At 71.1% G+C, this 17,520-nt stretch carries 10 protein-coding genes; 5 read left to right on the forward strand and 5 right to left on the reverse strand.

What is annotated here, in order from left to right:
- Positions 1-68: 68 nt before the first annotated feature.
- Positions 69-1,496 carry an MFS transporter gene (locus ACFZDC_RS19465; RefSeq protein WP_391325316.1) on the reverse strand — a complete coding sequence of 476 codons (1,428 nt, stop codon included), beginning with the start codon at positions 1,494-1,496 and terminating at the stop codon, positions 69-71.
- Between the two features lie 100 nt (positions 1,497-1,596).
- Here ACFZDC_RS19465 and ACFZDC_RS19470 point away from each other — a divergent pair, with 100 nt between their 5' ends.
- Positions 1,597-2,475 carry a helix-turn-helix domain-containing protein gene (locus tag ACFZDC_RS19470; protein ID WP_391325318.1) on the forward strand — a complete coding sequence of 293 codons (879 nt, stop codon included), beginning with the start codon at positions 1,597-1,599 and terminating at the stop codon, positions 2,473-2,475.
- Between the two features lie 74 nt (positions 2,476-2,549).
- Here ACFZDC_RS19470 and ACFZDC_RS19475 read toward each other — a convergent pair whose 3' ends face one another.
- On the reverse strand, positions 2,550-4,001 hold the full coding sequence (locus ACFZDC_RS19475; RefSeq protein ID WP_391325320.1) for a DHA2 family efflux MFS transporter permease subunit: 1,452 nt from the start codon (positions 3,999-4,001) through the stop codon (positions 2,550-2,552).
- Between the two features lie 184 nt (positions 4,002-4,185).
- Here ACFZDC_RS19475 and dusB point away from each other — a divergent pair, with 184 nt between their 5' ends.
- Positions 4,186-5,319, forward strand: coding sequence for a tRNA dihydrouridine synthase DusB (gene dusB / locus ACFZDC_RS19480; RefSeq protein ID WP_391325321.1), 1,134 nt, complete (start codon positions 4,186-4,188; stop codon positions 5,317-5,319).
- Here dusB and ACFZDC_RS19485 read toward each other — a convergent pair whose 3' ends face one another.
- The 3 genes from ACFZDC_RS19485 to ACFZDC_RS19495 form a co-directional block, all read right to left on the reverse strand.
- A complete protein-coding gene (locus tag ACFZDC_RS19485; RefSeq protein ID WP_391325648.1) occupies positions 5,320-6,930 on the reverse strand; it encodes a CDP-alcohol phosphatidyltransferase in 1,611 nt (536 codons plus the stop codon).
- A 986-nt stretch (positions 6,931-7,916) separates the two neighbouring features.
- On the reverse strand, positions 7,917-9,854 hold the full coding sequence (locus ACFZDC_RS19490; RefSeq protein ID WP_391325323.1) for a glycogen debranching N-terminal domain-containing protein: 1,938 nt from the start codon (positions 9,852-9,854) through the stop codon (positions 7,917-7,919).
- The gene (locus ACFZDC_RS19495) at positions 9,851-11,389 is read right to left on the reverse strand and encodes a hypothetical protein (protein ID WP_391325325.1); all 1,539 of its coding nucleotides are present in this window, start codon (positions 11,387-11,389) and stop codon (positions 9,851-9,853) included. Before ACFZDC_RS19495 ends, ACFZDC_RS19490 begins: the two co-directional genes overlap by 4 nt.
- Positions 11,390-11,509: 120 nt before the next feature.
- Here ACFZDC_RS19495 and ACFZDC_RS19500 point away from each other — a divergent pair, with 120 nt between their 5' ends.
- The 3 genes from ACFZDC_RS19500 to ACFZDC_RS19510 all read left to right on the forward strand — a co-directional run bounded on the left by ACFZDC_RS19500 (position 11,510) and on the right by ACFZDC_RS19510 (position 17,518).
- Entirely contained in the window at positions 11,510-12,739 is a 1,230-nt protein-coding gene (locus ACFZDC_RS19500) for an ROK family protein (RefSeq protein ID WP_391325327.1), read from the forward strand.
- A gap of 406 nt (positions 12,740-13,145) precedes the next feature.
- Positions 13,146-15,866, forward strand: a complete 2,721-nt coding sequence (gene ppdK, locus ACFZDC_RS19505; RefSeq protein WP_391325329.1) for a pyruvate, phosphate dikinase — start codon at positions 13,146-13,148, stop codon at positions 15,864-15,866.
- A gap of 437 nt (positions 15,867-16,303) precedes the next feature.
- Positions 16,304-17,518: an HNH endonuclease gene (locus ACFZDC_RS19510; protein WP_391325331.1), complete on the forward strand. Its 1,215-nt coding sequence runs from the start codon at positions 16,304-16,306 to the stop codon at positions 17,516-17,518.
- Positions 17,519-17,520: the final 2 nt, after the last annotated feature.

The following is a 17,520-nucleotide window of genomic DNA, read 5'->3' on the forward strand; positions in this document are numbered from 1 at the left end:
GAGTGTGCAGCAGGTTCAACATCAAGAGGGTGTCCCGCACGGCGAGTTGTCCAAGCCGTGCCCTCGGCTCAGCCGACCGTGCGGGGCAGCCGCAGGCTGAGCAGACCGGTCAGGACGACCCCCGCCAGCTGCACCAGCAGCGTGATGACCAGCGCGTTCCGCATGCCCTGGTGCGGGACGAGGGTGAGGAAGAGGGTGCCGAGGGTGGCCACGCCCAGGGCGAGGGCGGACTGCTGCGTGGTGACCATCACACCGCTGCCGACACCCGCCCGGGCCGGCGGCACCTCGGACATCACGATCCGCATCAGGTTGGGGAGTTGGAGCGCCTGCCCGGCCCCGGCGACCGTCACGCCCGGCCACAGCGAGCCGAAGCCCAGGTGCGGCCAGTCCCGCCAGGCGGCGAGGACGATCAGCAGCACGCCCACGCCCTGCAGGACGGACCCGGCGGTGACCACGCGGGTGCCGTACCGGGCGATCAGCCGCGGCCCGGCCAGGGAGACGAAGAGGAACGCCACCGCCATCGGGGCGAGCGCGAGCCCCGCCGGCACCGGTCCGAGCCCGGCCCCTCGCTGCAGCGCCAGCGCGATCACGAACATGAACCCGCTGAAGCCGATCGAGAACGGCAGGATCAGCACCAGCCCCCGCCGCAGGGACGCCAGCGCGAACAGGCTCGGCGGCACCAGCGGGGTGCGCCCCTGCCGGTCCGCCCGCCGCTCCACCGCGTAGAAAGCGGCGGTGGCGAGGGGGAAAGCGGCCAGTGACAGCCACGTCCACAACGGCCAGCCCGTGGCCCGGCCCTCGGTCAGCGGGGCGAGCAGCGTCAGCAGGGACACCGCGAGCAGGACGGTGCCGGGCCCGTCGACGGGCTCCGGGTGCTGCGAGCGCGTCTCCGGCACGTACCGGACGGCCAGCACCAGCCCCAGCAGGACGACCGGCACATTGACGAGGAAGATCGCCCGCCAGCCGCTCCCGGCGATGTCGGCGGCGACCAGCACGCCGCCCAGGATCTGCCCGGCCACCATGGACAGCCCGGCGGTGGCGCCGTACAGGCTCATGGCCCGGGCCCGGCGGCCTCCGCTCGTGGCGGCCTGGATGGTGGCGAGCACCTGCGGCAGCATCGCCGCGGCCGACGCCCCCTGCGCGACCCGCGCCGCGACGAGGCTCCAGGCGCCGGGCGCGAGCCCGCAGGCCAGCGAGGTGAGCCCGAAGGCGGCCATACCGCCGAGGAACAGCCGCCGCCGTCCGAACAGGTCCCCGAGCCGGCCGCCGAGCACGAGCAGCACCGCGTAGGCGACCCCGTACCCGGCCACGACCAGCTCCAGTACGGCCTCGCCCGAGCCGAGATCGGCACCGATGGTGGGCAGGGCGACATTGACGATGAAGAAGTCGACCAGCGGCAGCGCCGCCGCCAGTAGAACGGTGAACAGCCCCGGCCCGCTCAGCACGGGCGAGGACGCCCGGGTGCGGACCACAGGGGTGGTGACGGTCTCTGTCATGCTCCGAGCCTGCGTCCGCCCTCAGACTGGTACCAGAGTGTTCTTGTCCTGGTACAAGAAGTACCTGGAAACAGGATCCGCGGGGGAGCACCCTGGAGGCATGACGACCATGGCCCAGGAGACCTCCGCACCGGCGACCGCGCGGGGCGCGGAGATCCGCCGGCACGAGCTGGCCGCCTTTCTGCGCAGTCGGCGTGAGCGGATCGCGCCCGAGCAGGTGGGGCTGCCACGTGGCGCCCGGCGCCGTACGCCCGGCCTGCGCCGGGAGGAGGTCGCCCAGCTCTCCGCGGTCGGTGTCACCTGGTACACCTGGCTCGAACAGGCCCGCAACATCCAGGTCTCGGTGCAGGTCCTGGACGCCCTGGCCCGCACCCTGATGCTGGACGCCAGCGAACGCGCCCACCTCTTCCGGCTGGCCGGCGCCACCGACCCGACGCCCGCCGCGAACTGCCCCAGTGTGACCCCGGCCCTGCGCGAGATGCTCCGCGCACTGGAACCGATCCCGGCCTGCATCCAGAACAGCCGGTACGACATCCTCGCCTACAACCGGACCTACGCCCGCCTCCTGGGCGACCTGGACGCGGTCGCGCCGGAGGACCGCAACTGCATGCTCCTCGTGTACACCAACAGCGACTGGCGCGCGGCGATCGTCCACCTTGACGCGACCATGCGCCTGATGGCCGCCCGCCTGCGCGCCTCCCTGGCCGGCCACCTCGGCGAGCCCGCCTGGAAGATGCTGCTCAAGCGCCTGCAGACGGAGGCCCCGGAGTTCCGCGAGAACTGGGAGCGCTACGAGGTCGTCGGCAACCGCACCAAGATCAAGGAATTCCTCAACCCGTACGTGGGCCACCTGACGCTGGAACACACGGATCTGTGGCTGGGGCCGGACGCGGGGCCACGGATGGTGACGTACACCCCGAGGAACGAGGAAACGCGACAGCGTCTGGAGAAGCTGTACGAGATGGCACAGGGGAGCTGACGGACCCGGAGCGCGGGGCTGTGCCGTCACGCGGCTCCGCCGCGAGGACGCGACGGGCCACGTCGCACCCGCGCTCAGGCACGCTCGGAGGCGCCCACGACCTGTCGCACCTCGGCGGACTCCAGCTTCTCGGCGGTCCGCTCGGCAGTCCGACGAGCCCACCGCCCGCTGGTGACGAACCCCAGGACGAGCACGGCCAGGCCGCACGCCGTGAGAATCCACCACCCGGGCTGCGCCGCCGTGACGAACGCATCCCGGTACGACGACGAGCTCACCCCCGAAGCGAGCACCGCTCCGACGACCGCCACCCCGAGCGACTGCCCCAGCTGCCTGCTGGTGGAAGCGACCGCGGCAGCGACCCCCGCCTGCGCCCTCGGCATGCCCGACACCGCCGTGTTCGTGATCGGCGCGTTCACGAAGCCGAAGCCGATGCCGAACAGCACGTACCCGGCGAACAGCGTGGCGTTGGAGGTCTCCGCCTCGAAGGCGGCGAACAGCACCCCGCTCGCGGTCATGGCGGCGCCGGCCACCACCAGCGGCAGCCTCGGCCCCCGGCTGCCCACCAGGCGTCCGGACAGCGGCGCACACAGGAACGTCGGCGCGGCCATCGGCAGCATCCACAGGCCCGCGTGCAGGGCGTCGAGGCCGCGTACGTCCTGCAGGTACAGCGTGGACAGGAACAGGAAGCCGCCCAGTGCCGCGAACGCGCTGATCGCGATCGCGGTCGCCCCGCTGAACGGAGCGGAGTGGAAGAAGCGCAGGTCGATGAGGGGTTCCTCGCGCCGGGGCTCGTACCACAGCAGGCCGAGCAGGGCCGCGAGGGCCACCGCGGCGAAGGGGGCCACGACACCCGGTCCGGAGTCCGGCGCCTCGATGATCGCGTAGGTCAGCGAGCCGAACAGGGCGATCACCAGCACCTGGCCGACCGGGTCGGGGCGACGGGCCTTGGGCGCGCGGGACTCGGGGACGAACCGCAGGGTGAGCAGCAGGGCCGCGAGGCCGACCGGGAGGTTGATCCAGAAGATGGAGCGCCAGCCGACCGATTCCACCAGCAGGCCGCCGACCAGCGGACCGGCCGCCATGGAGATGCCGACCACCGCACCCCAGACGCCGATCGCGCGGGCGCGCTCGCGGGAGTCGGTGAAGGTGTTGGTGATGATCGACATGGCGACCGGATTGAGCATCGAGCCGCCGACCGCCTGCATCATGCGGAAGACGACCAGCAGTTCCAGGTTCGGTGCGAGCGAGCACAGCAACGAGCCGATCGAGAAGACGACCAGGCCCGACATGAAGACCTTCTTTCGGCCGACACGGTCGGCCGTGGAGCCCGCGAGCATCAGCAGCGAGGCCAGTACCAGCGTGTAGGCGTCGATCGTCCACTGCAGGCCGGAGGTGTCGGCGTGCAGCTCGCGCTGCATCGAGGGCAGCGCCACGTTCAGGACGGTGTTGTCGAGGCTCACGATCAGCAGACTCATGCAGCAGATCGCGAGGACGAGCAGGCGTCGGCGGTGGCTGAGCTCGGGCATGCGTCCCATCGTACGCGATTTCGATAGTGCGGCTAACTAATGAGTGTTGCAAGGTCGCGGCCGCGGTTCCACGCCACGACCGGTCCCGGCTGACCCCGTACGCGGGGCAGCCGCGGGCAAGCACCCGGGCGTGAGGGACAATGGTTCCTCGTCTTCTGTCGTACGTCAGTCCCGGAGCCGTCTGATGACCCACCCGCTCTCCATCGGCCCGCACGCCGTCGCGCCGCCCGTCGTGCTCGCACCCATGGCGGGGATCACCAACGCGCCCTTCCGGACGCTGTGCCGAGAGTTCAGCGGCGGCAAGGGGCTGTTCGTCAGCGAGATGATCACGACCCGGGCGCTGGTCGAGCGCAACGACAAGACCATGCAGCTGGTCAAGTTCGACGCGACCGAGCAGCCGCGCTCGATCCAGCTGTACGGCGTCGACCCGGCGACCGTGGGCAAGGCCGTCCGCATGATCGCGGAGGAGGACCTCGCCGACCACATCGACCTGAACTTCGGCTGCCCGGTCCCCAAGGTGACCAGGAAGGGCGGCGGGTCCGCGCTGCCGTACAAGCGCAACCTGCTGCGGGCCATCCTGCGCGAGGCGGTCAGCGGGGCCGGTGATCTCCCCGTCACGATGAAGATGCGCAAGGGCATCGACGACGACCACATCACCTACCTCGACGCCGGCCGCATCGCCGTGGAGGAGGGAGTCACGGCGATCGCGCTGCACGGCCGGACGGCCGCCCAGCACTACGGCGGCACGGCCGACTGGGACGCCATCGCCCGGCTGAAGGAGCACGTCCCGGAGATCCCGGTGCTCGGCAACGGCGACATCTGGTCGGCCGAGGACGCGCTGCGGATGGTGCGGGAGACCGGCTGCGACGGTGTCGTCGTGGGCCGCGGCTGCCTGGGCCGGCCGTGGCTGTTCGCCGACCTGGTGGCGGCCTTCGAGGGCCGCACGGAGGCCATCGCACGCCCCACCCTGCGCGAGGTGGCCGACGTCATGGTCCGCCACGCCACCTTGCTCGGCGAGTGGATCGGCGACGAGTCGCGGGGCGTGATCGACTTCCGCAAGCACGTGGCCTGGTACCTGAAGGGCTTCGCGGTCGGCTCCGAGATGCGCAAACGGCTCGCGATCACCTCCTCGCTCCAGGAACTGCGGGCCGGCCTCGACGAGCTGGACCTCGACCAGCCCTGGCCGCTCGGCGCCGACGGCCCGCGCGGCCGTACGTCCGGCAACAACCGGGTGGTGCTGCCGGACGGCTGGCTGAAGGACCCCTACGACTGCGCGGGCATCAGCGAGGACGCGGAACTCGACACGTCCGGCGGCTGATCAGCCCTCCTTGGGGTGCGGGGTGGACCCGTACGCCGTCAGGAAGCGGTCGCGGAAGGCACTCATCTTCCACACCGGGGCGTTGTGGGCGGGGCGGAGACCGTCCGTCCACCCCCAGTCGGCGACCTTGTCGAGGACCTTCGGGTCCTTGGCGACGATCGAGATCGGCACGTCACGGCTGGCGTGGTTGCCGCTGACGCGGGCGATGGGCTGGTGGTCGCCGAGGAACACCAGGACCGTGTCGTCGTTGCCGTAGCGCTGGAGCCACTGCGTCAGCGCGGTCACCGAGTACTGGATCGACTTGCCGTACTCCTGACGGGACTTGGTGGTGTCGGCGATGACGTCCTCCGACTTGTTGCCCGCCGCCTGGATGCCCTTGAAGATCGAGCCGTCGCCCAGCTGGTCCCAGCCGACCATCTTCGGGATCGGCGCCCAGGGCTGGTGGCTGGAGGTCAGGATGAGCTCCGACATCATCGGCTTGGCGTGCTTCCTGCCGTGCACCCGCTGCTGGAACTGCTCCAGCGCGTACTGGTCCGGCATGGTCGACCAGCTGAACTTCGGCCCCTTGTAGCCGAGTTCGAAGGCGTTGTAGACCTTGTCCAGGCCGTAGAAGCTCTGCTCCGGCCAGCCCTTCTGCACGCCCGGCATGACACCGACCGTGTCCCAGGCGCCGGTCTTCTTGAAGGCCTTGGTGAGGCTGAGGTGGTCGCTCGCCATGACGGTGCGGTAGCGCTGCTGGTTGTTGATCCACAGCCCCGACAGGGTGGTGGAGTGGCCGAGCCAGCTGCTGCCGCCGTAGGTCGCCGAGGTCAGCCAGCCGCTCTTGGCGTGGTAGCCGGCCTTGGCCAGTGCGCTGGTGCGCTCGTCCAGGGTCTTGTCGACACCGGGCGCCATGATCGGGTCCTCGATCGCACTGCGGCCGTAGCTCTCGATGAACGTGAAGATCATGTCCTTGCCGCGCAGGTCGGGCACGAGCTGGGAGCCGGGGGTGTTGCCGAACGCGTCGACCTTGGCCACCTTCCGGAACTCCGCCTCGTCCCGCAGGGTGTTCCGCACCTGCCGTGCCTGCCATTTCAGCGCTGCGGCGGTGCGGTCGGAGGCGATCGGCACGCCGGACACCTGCAGGCCGAGGGAGGAGCAGGTGATCCAGACGACGCCGGCGGTCAGAGTGCCCCGGGTCGCGGTGCCGGGGTGCCGGGCGAGCAGGTTGCTCAGTCGGACGGTCGACAGCGCCAGCAGCACGAACAGCAGCAGGATGAGAGCGATCACACCGGCCGTGGCGGCGAGGGTGGCGGTGCGGCCCAGCGAGTCCTCCAGATACGACTGGGCGTCGCCGAGCAGGCTCCAGTCGAGGACGGGGTTGAATCCTCGGCCGAGGTACTGGTTGAACCCCATGTCGAGCAGGTTCAGTACGGTCATGGCGCCCAGCGCCGCTCCGGAGACCGCGGCCAGCACCACCCGGGGCCGGCGCGGCAGCGCCAGCATCACCGCGGCCCCGATGACCGCCTCCGCCGGTATGCGCGTGAACTTCGCGGGCCGGAGCCCGACGACGTTGTTCGGCAGTACGAGGGCGGCGACGACGAGCGCGGTGGCGAGCACGGTGAGGGTCACGGAGAGGGCCTGGGCGGCGGCCGGATGTGCCTGGCGCCAGCGCCGTGTCCGCGCGGACCAGGCGGCCCACGTCCGGCGGGAAGGACGAGGAGCGGCGGCCCCGTCCTGCACGTCGACCTCACCGCCGCCCCCCGCGCCCGCCTCGCCGGTGCCGGGCTCCGGGGCTTGCCCCGTGGCGGGGGCTTCGCCGATGCGCTTCGGGGTTTCTGCGGTGGTGGCGGCCTCGGCGGTGGCGGGTTCCGGGGCTTCCCCTGGGGTGGCGGCCTCGGCGGTGGCCGGCTGGGGGGCTTCCCTGCTGGTGGGTGCCTTGTCGGTGGCGGGCTTTGGGGTTTCTGCGGTGGTGGCCGCCTCGGCGGTGGCGGGTTCCGGGGCTTCCCCTGGGGTGGCGGGCTCGGAGGCTTCCCTGCTGGTGGCCGCGTTGCCGGTGGCGGGCTTCGGGCCGTCGCCTGTGGTGGCGGATGTGTCGGGTTCGGGGTTCCGGGTCTTGCCGGTGGTGGGCGCCTCGACGGTGGCGGGCTTCGGGCCGTCGCCTGCCGTGGCGATTTCCCCGATGCGCTGCGGGGCTTCCGCCGTGGCGGCGGTTTCGGGGCCGGACGTCGGCGCGTCCCGGGTGGAGGCGGTCTCCTCGGGGCCTGCTGCCTTCGCCAGGACGTCCTCGGTCGCCCCGGCCGTATCCGGTGACTGACGCGTGCTCGTGTGCTGAGGCAACCCGAAGGTCCTTCCATGCGAGACCCGTGACGGAGCGGCGGGCCACGCCGGGGAGGCTGGGCAGGGCCGGAGACCCCGGGCCCGCCTGGCCCGCCGCCATCCCGTACGGCCGGTCCCCGGCCCCTGTTCACGGCCCCTGGCAAACACCCGGCAAACGCCTGGCGAACCTTCCTTCGGGCATGCCGCGCACTGCTGAGCCAGCGCGGTCAGCCCCACACGGCCGGCGGCGCCGCAGCGGCGGAAACCACCACGGCGCCCACGGCCCTCCGCACGGAGTGCTACGCACCCCCCACCGCGGTGAGCAGGGCGAGCGGGGCCGCTGCCGAGCGGGACTCGCGGACGCACGCATGCGGGTAGGGCACCGGTTCGGGGTGGCTGTCGCGGCCGTAGCCCGCCAGCACCTCCGGCAGCCGGTGGCCCGCGGCCGTCGCCGCGTCGACCAGGGCATGCGCCACCGAACGAGCCTCGTCGTGCAGTCCGTAGCGGGCCAGGCCCAGCGTGATCAGCGCATTGTCGTGCGGCCAGACCGAACCGCGGTGGTACGAGAGCGGGTGGTACGCCGGCTGGCCGGAGGCGAGGGTGCGCACCCCCCAGCCGGAGAAGAAGTCCGGCTCCAGCAGCCGTCGGCCGACGACCTCGCCGTACTCCTTGTCCAGCAGACCCGACCACAGCAGATGCCCGGCGTCGGAGGCAAGCGCGTCGACCTGGCGGCCCTCGCCGTCCAGCGCGAGCGCCGGGAAGGAGTGCTCCCGCATCCAGAAGTCCCGCTGGAAGCGGTCACGGAGGTCGGCCGCCGCCTGTTCCAGCAGCGCGGCGTACGTCTCGTCGGCCCACACCGTGCGCGCCACCGACGCCGTGCGGCGCAGCGCGTCGTACGCGTAGCCCTGGGCGCCCGCGGCCATCACCGCCCCGCTGGGTCGGGTGCCGTCGGACCAGCAGATGGCGCCGGGGGAGTCCTTCCAGTTCTGGTTGGCGAGGCCGCCCCCGTCGGCGCGGTAGACGAGATAGCCGCGCGAGGTCAGCCCGCCGTGGTCCAGCATCCAGCCGACGGCGGCCCGGGCGTGCCGCTCCAGCCGCCGGGCCAGGTGTGCGTCGCCGGTCCGCTCGACATACGTCCCGAGCAGGATCAGGAACAGCGGAGTCGCGTCGACCGAGCCGTAGTACCGCCCGAACGGCACCTGCCCGAAGTGCGCCAGCTCGCCGTGGCGTACCTCGTGCACGATCTTGCCGGGCTGGGCGACCGAGGACCCACCGGTCCTGGTCGCCTGGGTCGCGGCAAGCGCGAGCAGCGTGGCGGCGGCCGGCTGGGGCCGGTACGGCAGCGCGAACAGGGCGGTGAGCAGGGCGTCCCGGCCGAGCAGGGTGAGGAACCAGGGGGCGCCCGCGGCCGGGACGCGCAGCTCCTCCCCGTCCGGCCCGGTCGCCGGCACCTGCAGCGCGGCCAGGTCGGCCAGGCCGCGGGCGCAGGCCGCCGCCAGTTCCGGCCAGCCGGTCGGGAAGGCGACGCCCTCCACGAACCTTCCCTCCAGGTCGAGGAGTTGCTCGTTCACCGAGGCGGGGGAGCGCGGCACGCGCAGGGCGCGCCGGTCGCCGTGCGGACGGGCCATCACGCGCAGCACCAGCTCGGTGGTGCCGTGGGGTTCCAGGTCCAGGGTCCACACCAGGCGGCGGGCGCCGGTGCCGGTCTCCTCGACGGCGTCCGGTGCGGGCTCGGCCGTGATGGTCGTACAGGACCGCCATTCGGCCCGCCGGTAGGTGAACTCGATGCCGTCGTCCAGGACCTGGCGGGTCCGTACGGCACCGGCCTTGACGTAGGTGCGGTGGTCGGAGCGAAGCTCGAACTGGTCGGTGAAGTCGGCGTCGGCGGTGATGGCGAGCCGGACGGCGGTGGGCGCCGGGCGGTTGCTGGTCACCCGCAGGGACTCGACGAACGAGCTGTCGCCGACGGCCTGTTCACGGAAGAGGGTGTGTGCGGGCGGCTCCTGCCGGCCCCCGCGCGGCACCAGCACACAGCGGGCCGCGTCGCCGTCCGTGACCGGGGTGAGCACCTCGGGCACCGCGCCGTCGACGGTGAGCTGCCAGCGGCTGAGGTGCCGGGCGTCCCGTACGAATAACCCGTCCGGGGAGCTGCCGCCCCGCACCCCGCTGATGTCGCCACGGTCGCCCACGGCGGCGAACGTCGCCCCGTGCACGAGCAGATGATGCCGGTCCGTCATCCCCGGTCCCCTCCCTTGTCACTCGTGTCGAACGCGCCGGTACCCGTGCGGGACACGGTGTGCCCGGGGCGCTCGTGCAGCAGATCCAGAGCCAGCGCGGCCGTCCAGCTGAAGCCGGTCGCGCCGCACGCCTCGCCGGTGTACGGGTCGACGTACTCGGCGAAGTCGGTGGCCCCGGCGATGTCCAGCACCGCATCCCGCAGCGCGTCGGCAGCCCCCCGCTCGCCATGCGCCCGCAGTCCCCGCTCCAGCAGCCAGCTCGTGTTGAACCACGCCGGGCCCCGCCAGTACCGGTGCGGGTCGAAGGCCTCGGCGAGGAGGTCGTAGCTCGGGACCATCGCCGTGGTGTCGCCCAGCCCGAAGTGCGGGCCGCGCAGCGTGCGCACGAGCGCGGCGGCGACGTCCCGGGGCAGCCCCGGCAGCAGCAACGGGACCAGCCCGGACACACTGCGCTCGGGGACGAGGCCGCCGCCGCGCAGGTCCCGGCACAGGAACATCCCGCTCGCCGGGTCCCACAGGCGGTCCACCAGGGCCGCCGTCAGCCGGTCGACGCGGGCGCGGCGGGCGGTCCCCGGCGCGCCCAGTTCCTCGGCGATCCGGGCCAGCGCGTACTCGGACGCGATCAACAGGGCGTTGAACGCGGGGTCCTCCACGGCGAACTCGCCCCCGGCGGTCCCGTCTCCCCTCCCGTCCGCCCCGCTCCCTCCGCCCGCTGTTCTCCCACCCGCCCCGTCCCCTCTCCTCCCACCCGCCCCGTCCCCTCTCCTCCCACCCGCCCCGTCCCTGTATTCGGCATCCCGGTACTCCGCCGCCAGCCGCACGTACCGCCCGTAGTCCAGATCCGTCGGCCGGTCCTCGGGGGCGCCGTGGTCGAGGTCGGCGCGGCGGAAGGAGCGGGCCGGTGCCGGGGTGACGCGGGAGAGCGGGACGTCCCAGCAGGGGCTGTTGTCCATACCCTGTTCCCATGGGTGCACGACGGACACCAGGCCGCCCCCGCCCAGGTCCCGCCGGTGCAGCAGATAGCGGTGCCAGCCGGCCAGCCGGGGATACACCCCGGCGAGGAAGCCACGCGCCCGCGAAAGGCCCGGGTCGGCGCGGTGCACCAGCCAGGCCGCCAGCGCGTGCACCGGTGGCTGCACGATGCCCGACGTCTGTACGGTGCGCGGGGCGCCCGCAGCGCGCCCCGCGGTCGAGGAGCACCAGAAGTCGGGGCTCGGGAAGTACGCGTCGAGCGGCACGGAGGGGTTGAAGACGATGTGCGGGACGCGCCCGTCGCCCCACTGGGCCGCCAGCAGCGTCTCCAGCTCCGTCTGCGCCCGCAGCGGCGAGAGGTGCCTGAGGCCGATCGCGACGAACGCCGAGTCCCACGACCACTGGTGCGGGTACAGGCTCCGGGACGGGACGGTCGAGGCGCCCGTCCAGTTCGCCTCCAGCACCCGGGCCGCCCTGACGTGCAGGGATGTGTCCGAGGCCGGGGGATCGTATGCGATCTCGCGCTCCGGGACACAGGCAGTGAGCTGGGCAGTGCGATCCACTCGGGGCTCCCCGAAGACGTCCGGCCGACCGGGTTTGGTTGTGGCTACCGTAGGGTTACGTCTATTTAACACGCAAAACTCAATATGTAATGCAAGCTTCAGAAACACAAGGGGGTGTGCATGACCGGACGGCCCGGCAGGACCGGCAAGGCCACCAAGGGCGGCAGTCAGGCCAGCGCCGGCGATCTGCTCGAACTGGTGCGCAGCGGGCGGGCCGTGACCCGCGGTGCGCTCCAGCAGGTCACCGGTCTGTCCCGCGCCACCGTCGGCCAGCGTCTCGACCGGCTGTTCCGGGCCGGCTGGCTGCGCGAGGGCGCCGGTGGCCCGGTCGACTCGCCGCTCGGCGGCCGCCCCTCCATCACCCTGGAGTTCGACGACTCCCACGCGGTCGTGCTCGCCGCCGACCTCGACACCCGTCACGCCCGGGCGGCCGTCCTCACCCTGACCGGTGAGCTCCTCGCCGAGCACTCCGGCACCCTCGTGGTCGAGGACGGCCCCGAGACCGTTCTGGGCGAACTGGCCCGCTGGTTCGCCGAGCTGCTGACCAGGGCCGGGCACCGGGCGCAGGAGGTGTGCGGCATAGGGCTCGCGGTGCCGGGCCCGGTGGACAGCGAGACCGGCCGGGTGGTGCAGCCGCCGATCATGCCGGGCTGGGACGGCTACGACATAAGAGGCCGCCTTCGCCGCGCCTTCACCGAGTACACCGGCGCCCCCGCGGTCCCGGTCCTGGTGGACAACGACGCCAACCTCATGGCCTACGGCGAACAGCGCACCGGACACTCCGACTGCTCGGCGTTCGTGCTGGTCAAGGTATCCACGGGTATCGGCGCCGGGGTCGTGGTCGGCGGCTCGATCTACCGGGGCGTCGACGGCGGCGCGGGCGACATCGGGCACATCCGGGTGGGCGCCGAGGCGCTGTGCCGGTGCGGCTCGTACGGCTGTCTCGCCGCCGTCGCCAGTGGTGGCGCCGTGGCCCGGCGGCTGGCGGAGGCCGGGGTGCCGGCCGCGTCCGGCTCGGACGTACGGGACCTGCTGGCCGCCGGGCATCCGGAGGCGGCCGCGCTGGCCCGGGAGGCCGGGCGCCGGGTCGGGGACGTGCTGGCCACGGTCGTGACCCTGCTCAATCCGGGAGTCCTGATGATCGCGGGCGACCTGGCGGGAACCGCCTTCCTCACCGGTGTCCGGGAGCTGCTCTACCAGCGGGCGCTGCCCCGCTCCACGGCCCACCTGGACGTCGTGACGTCCCGGCTGGGTGAGCGGGCCGGGCTGATAGGTGCCGCGGCGCTGGTCGTGGAGCACCTGTACGCACCGGAACGGGTGGAGGAGCGGCTGCTCGCGCTGGGTATGTGACCTGAGTGTTTCCGTCCCGGATCCACGTCCGCATGGTGAAATCCGCCCCGCTGTGGCAGCGTGATTCTCGCCACCCTTGATAAGGGTTGCGCTCAGATGAGCGGATCTTGGGCGACTGCACTTCTCCAAGGGGTGGCACTCGGTGCCACCTCTTGATCATTCATCGATCGAAATCAAACGTGTCGAGAGCCGCTCGTCTGAGCGAGAAGCCCCGCCTCCGGGCATGGGTGCATTCAAGAAGTGAACACATGTGGCGGTTGTCGCTTGCCAAGCCTTGACTTTCAATCCGCTGGCGGACGGGTGGTTACAGGCGCATGACGGGCAAGTGGACGTACCCAGGCACCTTCGATCTGGGTATGTTCCTCGCCGTCAGGGCAGCCACCGCGGCCTCAAGGAGTCGAGACCCGTGTCGGAAAACAAAGAACCCCACGTAGCGAAGTTCGTTTACGACTTCACCGAGGGCAACAAGGACCTCAAGGATCTCCTCGGCGGCAAGGGCGCCAACCTCGCCGAGATGACCAACCTGGGCCTCCCGGTCCCTCCCGGCTTCACCATCACCACGGAGGCCTGCAAGGTCTACCTGGAGAGCGGCGAGGAGCCCGCGGCACTGCGTGACGAGGTGAGTGCGCATCTCGACGCCCTCGAGCAGAAGATGGGCAAGAAGCTCGGCCAGGCCGACAACCCCCTGCTCGTGTCGGTCCGCTCCGGGGCCAAGTTCTCCATGCCCGGCATGATGGACACCGTCCTGAACATCGGCCTCTCCGACAAGTCGGTGCAGGGCCTGGCCAAGCAGGCCGGCGACGACCGCTTCGCGTGGGACTCCTACCGCCGCCTCATCCAGATGTTCGGCAAGACCGTCCTCGGCGTCGACGGCGAACTCTTCGAGGAGGCCCTCGACGCGGCCAAGGCCGCCAAGAAGGTCACGGTCGACACCGACCTCGAGGCCGCCGACCTGAAGAAGCTGGTCACCAAGTTCAAGAAGATCGTCAAGACGGAGGCCGGCCGGGACTTCCCGCAGGACCCCCGCGAGCAGATGGACCTCGCCATCAAGGCGGTCTTCGACTCCTGGAACGGCGACCGCGCCAAGCTCTACCGCCGCCAGGAGCGCATCCCGCACGACCTCGGTACGGCCGTCAACGTCTGTTCCATGGTCTTCGGCAACCTCGGCCCCGACTCCGGCACCGGCGTCGCCTTCACCCGCGACCCCGCCTCCGGCCACCAGGGCGTCTACGGCGACTACCTGCAGAACGCGCAGGGCGAGGACGTGGTCGCGGGCATCCGCAACACCGTGCCGCTCGCCGAGCTGGAGAACATCGACAAGAAGTCGTACGACCAGCTCATGCAGATCATGGAGACCCTGGAGAACCACTACAAGGATCTCTGCGACATCGAGTTCACCATCGAGCGCGGCCAGCTCTGGATGCTCCAGACCCGCGTCGGCAAGCGCACCGCCGGCGCCGCCTTCCGCATCGCCACCCAGCTGGTGGACCAGGGCCTGATCGACGAGACCGAGGCGCTCCAGCGCGTCAGCGGCGCCCAGCTGGCGCAGCTGATGTTCCCGCGCTTCGACGAGTCCGCCAAGGTCGAGAAGGTCGGCCGGGGCATCGCCGCCTCGCCGGGCGCCGCGGTCGGCAAGGCGGTCTTCGACTCCTACACCGCCGTGAAGTGGTCCCGCTCGGGCGAGAAGGTCATCCTGGTCCGCCGGGAGACCAACCCCGACGACCTGGACGGCATGATCGCGGCCGAGGGCATCCTGACCTCGCGCGGCGGCAAGACCTCGCACGCGGCCGTGGTCGCGCGCGGCATGGGCAAGACCTGTGTCTGCGGCGCCGAGGAGCTGGAGGTCGACACCAAGCGCCGCCGGATGACGGTGCCGGGCGGTCACGTCGTGGAGGAGGGTGACGTCATCTCCATCGACGGCTCCTCCGGCAAGGTCTACCTGGGCGAGGTCCCGGTCGTGCCGTCCCCGGTCGTGGAGTACTTCGAGGGCCGGATGCACCCGGGCGCCGACGACGCCGACGAGCTGGTCGAGGCGGTCCACCGCATGATGGCCTTCGCCGACCGCAAGCGCCGGCTGCGCGTCCGCGCCAACGCGGACAACGCCGAGGACGCGCTGCGCGCCCGCCGCTTCGGCGCCCAGGGCATCGGCCTGTGCCGCACCGAGCACATGTTCCTCGGCGACCGCCGCGAGCTGGTCGAGCGCCTGATCCTCGCCGACACCCAGGAGGAGCGCGAGGAGTCCCTGAAGCAGCTGCTGCCGCTGCAGAAGAAGGACTTCGTCGAGCTCTTCGAGGCGATGGACGGCCTGCCGGTGACGATCCGCCTGCTCGACCCGCCGCTGCACGAGTTCCTGCCGGACATCACGGAGCTCTCGGTGCGCGTGGCCCTGGCCGAGTCCCGCCAGGAGCCGCACGAGAACGAGCTGCGCCTGCTCCAGGCGGTCCACCGCCTGCACGAGCAGAACCCGATGCTGGGCCTGCGTGGCGTCCGCCTCGGCCTGGTCATCCCCGGCCTGTTCACCATGCAGGTCCGCGCGATCGCCGAGGCGGCCGCGGAACGCAAGTCCGCGAAGGGCGACCCGCGCGCGGAGATCATGATCCCGCTCGTCGGCACGGTCCAGGAGCTGGAGATCGTCCGCGAGGAGGCCGACCGGGTCATCGCCGAGGTCCAGGCGGCCACCGGCACCCGGCTGAAGCTGGCGATCGGCACGATGATCGAGCTGCCGCGCGCCGCGCTGACCGCCGGTCAGATCGCCGAGGCCGCGGAGTTCTTCTCCTTCGGCACGAACGACCTGACCCAGACGGTGTGGGGCTTCTCCCGCGACGACGTCGAGGCCTCCTTCTTCACGGCGTACCTCGAGAAGGGCATCTTCGGCGTCTCCCCCTTCGAGACGATCGACAAGGACGGCGTCGGCTCCCTGGTGAAGGCGGCCGCCCAGGCCGGCCGCGCCACCCGCCCCGACCTCAAGCTCGGCGTCTGCGGCGAGCACGGCGGCGACCCCGAGTCGGTCCACTTCTTCCACGAGGTCGGCCTGGACTACGTCTCCTGCTCCCCGTTCCGCATCCCGGTCGCCCGCCTGGAGGCAGGCCGAGCGGCCACGAACTCGGAGGGCAGCGACCACCGCTGACCTTCCCACGACCCCGGAGCCGCCGTCGGTCCCCGACCCTCAGACCGATCGGCGGCGGCTCCGGCGCACGAAAGAGGAGGGGCGACACCCTGTGCGGGGGTGCCGCCCCTCCGTGCATCATCTGCGAACACAGTCAAGCTACGTCGCTGACCAGGCAAAAAGGAGTTTGCCGGCGTTGGTCGCCGTTGGACCAGTCCGAAGCCGTTGTGCCCTCGTTGTGCCCTCCCGATGCGGTTGAGCAAGACAGGCTCTGTGCCCCCTGCCCCTCTGAGTGAGGGCCGGGGTGTGGGGGCGGAGCTCCGCATAGCTATGTGCGGCGCCGGACGGGGTGCGCGAAGTCGCGCCGCCCGTCAAGGGTGCAGAACGTTGAACACTGATCTCTCTTACGGGCCGGCAACCGTAGTAGCGCTGTCGGTGGCGGCATCTAGGCTTCCGCCATGACCAGGGGTGAGATCAGCCGCGAAGCAGTGCTGAACGCGTTGGCCGAGTACGACGAAGTGGGGCGTGATGCGTTCCTTACCAATCACGATTTCGACCGAGCCAACCAGTTCTACGTACAGCACGACGAGAAGCTGTACGACGCCAAGGCCATTCTCAACGTGGCCCATGAGCACGAACATGGGACTCTCCCTGTTCCTGTCATCAGTGGCGGGCGCGACCACAGCAACCGCGTGCTCACCCGTCTGGGCTTCGTCATCGTTGATGGCCGACCGAAGTCGGTCGAAGGGGAGCGAGCCTGGCGCCTCGCCGTGTGGTCGCACCTCCGAGCGACGAACCCCGACCTGAGCAGAGTCCCTGCGCGAGCTCTGCGCGAGTACGGTGCCTACGGCGGTGGACAAGGCGTCTGGGCAGACGTAGCCAGAACTGACGCCATCCACGGCGGCGGAATTGCCGTCGGCATCCTCCACACCGGTGCTCATTACTCCGACGACTTCACGGAGGACGGGGCGCTCTATCGTTACCCGCAGACCGCTCGGCCCGGCGGTCGCGATGACGCGGAGGTCAACGCGATGAAGGCCGCAGCCGACCTACGGTTGCCGATCTTCACGTCGGCTAAGCCGACACCAAGATCCGAATGGCGTATCGTCCGCCTTGCTTGGGTCGAAGGATGGGATGACCCGAGCAGAACCTTCCTACTCTCGTATGCAGTGGCACCCCCCGAGCAGGTGCTCAGTGAGGACCACTCAGATGACGAGCCCTTTGTCCTCACGGGAAGCGGGATCCGGCGGAACCGACGAGACGTAACGGAGCGCCCCGGTCAGCCCCGCTTCAAGCTACGTGTCTTCCAGCGCTACTCGCCGTGTTGTCCTCTGACTGGCATCACAGTCCGGGAGATGCTCGACGCGGCTCACCTCCGTCCGGTCAGCGAGGACGGTACAAACGATCCCCGCAACGGCATCCCTCTCAACGCGGCACTGCATCGTGCCTACGACGCGTACCTCTTCGCCTTCCACCCGGATACGCTCGACGTCGTAACAGTGCCAGGCGGTCCAACCCTTGACGACATGCGCATCACGACGGCTCATCTGCGGGGCCTGCTCAAGCGCCCGCACGTTGATGCCCTGCGCTGGCGATATGAAGAGTGGCTGAGGAGGTCCGGTTTGGCAGTTCTGCCGTCTCCGCAGTCGGCAGAACTGATTCCTACGACCTGATC

It is taken from the genome of Streptomyces sp. NPDC007905, from assembly GCF_042959345.1.
Taxonomy (GTDB): domain Bacteria; phylum Actinomycetota; class Actinomycetes; order Streptomycetales; family Streptomycetaceae; genus Streptomyces.

Excerpts from the sequence above, each read along its gene's own strand:
- ACFZDC_RS19510 (WP_391325331.1), top strand. The coding sequence starts at position 16,304 with ATGACCAGGGGTGAGATCAGCCGCGAAGCAGTGCTGAACGCGTTGGCC.
- ACFZDC_RS19500 (WP_391325327.1), top strand. The coding sequence starts at position 11,510 with ATGACCGGACGGCCCGGCAGGACCGGCAAGGCCACCAAGGGCGGCAGT.
- ACFZDC_RS19490 (WP_391325323.1), bottom strand. The coding sequence starts at position 9,854 with ATGACGGACCGGCATCATCTGCTCGTGCACGGGGCGACGTTCGCCGCC.
- dusB (WP_391325321.1), top strand. The coding sequence starts at position 4,186 with ATGACCCACCCGCTCTCCATCGGCCCGCACGCCGTCGCGCCGCCCGTC.
- ACFZDC_RS19465 (WP_391325316.1), bottom strand. The coding sequence starts at position 1,496 with ATGACAGAGACCGTCACCACCCCTGTGGTCCGCACCCGGGCGTCCTCG.
- ACFZDC_RS19475 (WP_391325320.1), bottom strand. The coding sequence starts at position 4,001 with ATGCCCGAGCTCAGCCACCGCCGACGCCTGCTCGTCCTCGCGATCTGC.
- ACFZDC_RS19470 (WP_391325318.1), top strand. The coding sequence starts at position 1,597 with ATGACGACCATGGCCCAGGAGACCTCCGCACCGGCGACCGCGCGGGGC.